2 protein-coding genes are annotated in these 2,584 nt (G+C 35.4%); both read right to left on the reverse strand.

Features of this window, described 5'->3' with window-relative positions; genetic code table 11:
• Positions 1-98: 98 nt before the first annotated feature.
• Positions 99-350, reverse strand: coding sequence for a hypothetical protein (locus tag AB1397_08120; GenBank protein MEW6482937.1), 252 nt, complete (start codon positions 348-350; stop codon positions 99-101).
• 204 nt (positions 351-554) lie between these two features.
• Entirely contained in the window at positions 555-2,366 is a 1,812-nt protein-coding gene (locus tag AB1397_08125) for a hypothetical protein (protein MEW6482938.1), read from the reverse strand.
• Between the last annotated feature and the right edge of the window lie 218 nt (positions 2,367-2,584).

Raw genomic sequence — 2,584 nt, forward strand, 5'->3', positions numbered from 1 at the left:
GGAAACAATGATTATCTCTTTTTTATCAATAGTAATCTCTTTCTTTTGTTTTGCCTTCATTTTTTCGTATGTGTTTAACTCTCTTTAAAAGCTATTTTTCATTTTGCATTTTTAAGTTTTAAGTTTTGAATTTCTATTGTATCGCCATCATTTGCGGCATTTATTGCAGATTGGATGGTTGTATAGCTTCCTGGTACATACAAATCTACTCCAAAGCTTACCTGCGGTAAGCAAATCTCCAAAACCATCAAACATTCCAAAATTGCTCTTTTCATTTGCTTTACCTTCTTATGAACTACCCCGTCAGACCTTACGGTCTGCCACCCCTCTGAAAGAGGGGAATTTCCCATGTTCCTCTTCTTCCCCCCATTCTCCTCTCCTAGAGGGGTGTCGCGAAGCCACGGGGTGTTAGAGGGGTGTCCCGAAGGGACGGGGTGTTAGAGGGGTGTCTGCAGCAGACAGGGTGTTTTCCTCGAAGTTCTCTTACTTTAAAATATAACATCATTTATAAAAATTTTGCAAGAAAAATTTTAAGCTTCAAAATTTTTCAGAAACTAAGAAGATTTTCCACAAAACTTTTGTTTTGCTTTCTTAGGATCAAAAGGAATCCTCAGATTTCTATATTTCCAGGCAATTATAATATTTTTAAAAAATCTCTCAGAAGTTAATCTTTCTTGAATGCCATCTAAATAGTCTTTCAATCCACATTCCAATGCCTCTTTAGCATATGTTACCTTTGGGTCATTGATAATAGTTTTATTAAGATCATATTTAGTATCGTGTAATATAAAGATAGGAGAAGCTTTAATTGCCCCTTTTGGATGAAGAAGGTTGTATTTAATCCGAGCCAATACCCATTCAACCGACAATTTCTTTTCATGGCCGGGTCTTCCCCTCTTTTCCAAAATAAATCTTGCGGCTATGGGATCGGCAATTCCTATCCAATCAAAATAATGAACCTTAGGACCGGCTACAAAACCAGTAATACCTAAGTTTGCATGGTATAAGAAGAGAATTTCATCCTCTTTTAGCTTCATTGCCTCCTTATTTGCATTTAACCCTGCTTGATAAAACATCGTATACTGATAATTGGATACCTCTACCGGGGTTTTGCTGATACTACCCGCTATATAATATTTCCTCTCATTGACAATCCCTCCTTTTTTTGGCTCATAGGGTGTTTTTAACCGGAAGCTACATATAGTAAAAGACCATATGATTATTGTAGTGATTACAAGGATGGGAAAAGGCGATTTTCTAATCGGAACAACTCCGGCAGAGATAAATAACAAAAAGAAGCCGGGAAGAAGAAACCTTCCATGCATAAAATCACCACCCATTAAGGTAATGTATAAAATGTGGGATAAACCAAAGATGAGGAAGGAATATAAGAGTAAAAGATTTGTTTTTCTTTCATGCTTTAGATTTAAAAGACTAAAAAAGAAAGAGAGGATAGGGATATAAAGCCCATATGGCATAATGATATCTAAAAGATATGTAACCCCTTGTGTTATATTAAGCCTAAACCCCTCCTTGGCAAATGCAGAATTGGGCAAAAAAGAGGCAAAGTATCCCATTCTAAATATCTGGTGTAAAAGTGGCAAAAATGAAGAAAGAAAAATTACCTTTAAAATTTTTTTAGACCCGAGGTTTTTATAAAGGATTATGGTAAGAAGCAAAGACTCAAGCCAGATTATTCCAAAATCAGGTCTTATAAGAGGACCAAGGCTTATCCATATTGGGATAATAGAGAGAATTTTTGGTTTATCATAAAGGCTTGAGAGATAGAATAAGCTACCTGACCAGAAAAAAGAAAGGGATGTCTCTAATCCAGAGGTTGAGAAATCCCAGTAGGGAGGAAGGACTGAGATTACAAGGACACCAAGGGGAAGATATGGGTGTTTAGAAATATTCTTTGATTTGAGAAGTCTTCTTTGTTCATCCTCTAATATTCTTAATCCTCCCAATCCACCAAAGAAAAGTCCAAAGGATGAAAAGAGAAACCCAAGCCATACCGCTGTTTTTTCAATAGAACCGGTAATAAAGGAAAATAAAGAGAGAATAAATATCCATAGCGGATGACTATAAACCTCAACCCTTTCATCAATATTATAAAGGGGTCCATAACCTAAAAGGATATGCTTAACTACACGAAGGCTTATAAAGCCATCGTCGGCAATCCATCTGTGGATATAGCCAAGGTAGAATAAGAGGGATGTGGCAATAAAAATAATAATATATGGCCAATTTTGAAAGAACTCCATTTTTATTAAGGCCTCATATATTCTAAAGGCAACAATCTTAATAAGCCCTTTATTTTCCTCTTTATCTTGGATAAACCCCTGCTTTGATTTCTTCTTTTTCATAAACCTAATTTTAGCTTAAAAAGCAGGGTTTGTAAAGATTATCTTACCACCATAGATTTTATGGCGGAAAAATCATCTGCTTTTAGTTTATAAAAGTATAATCCTTTTGAAAGGTTTTGTCCAGCATTATTTTTTAGGTCATCCAGATGGGTATAGACATACTTACCACCTTAAGGAAAGAAAAAATACAAAACAAAGAGATTATTGAAAGGGCTTTG

The organism is bacterium, assembly GCA_040756715.1.
GTDB lineage: Bacteria > UBA9089 > UBA9088 > UBA9088 > UBA9088 > JBFLYE01.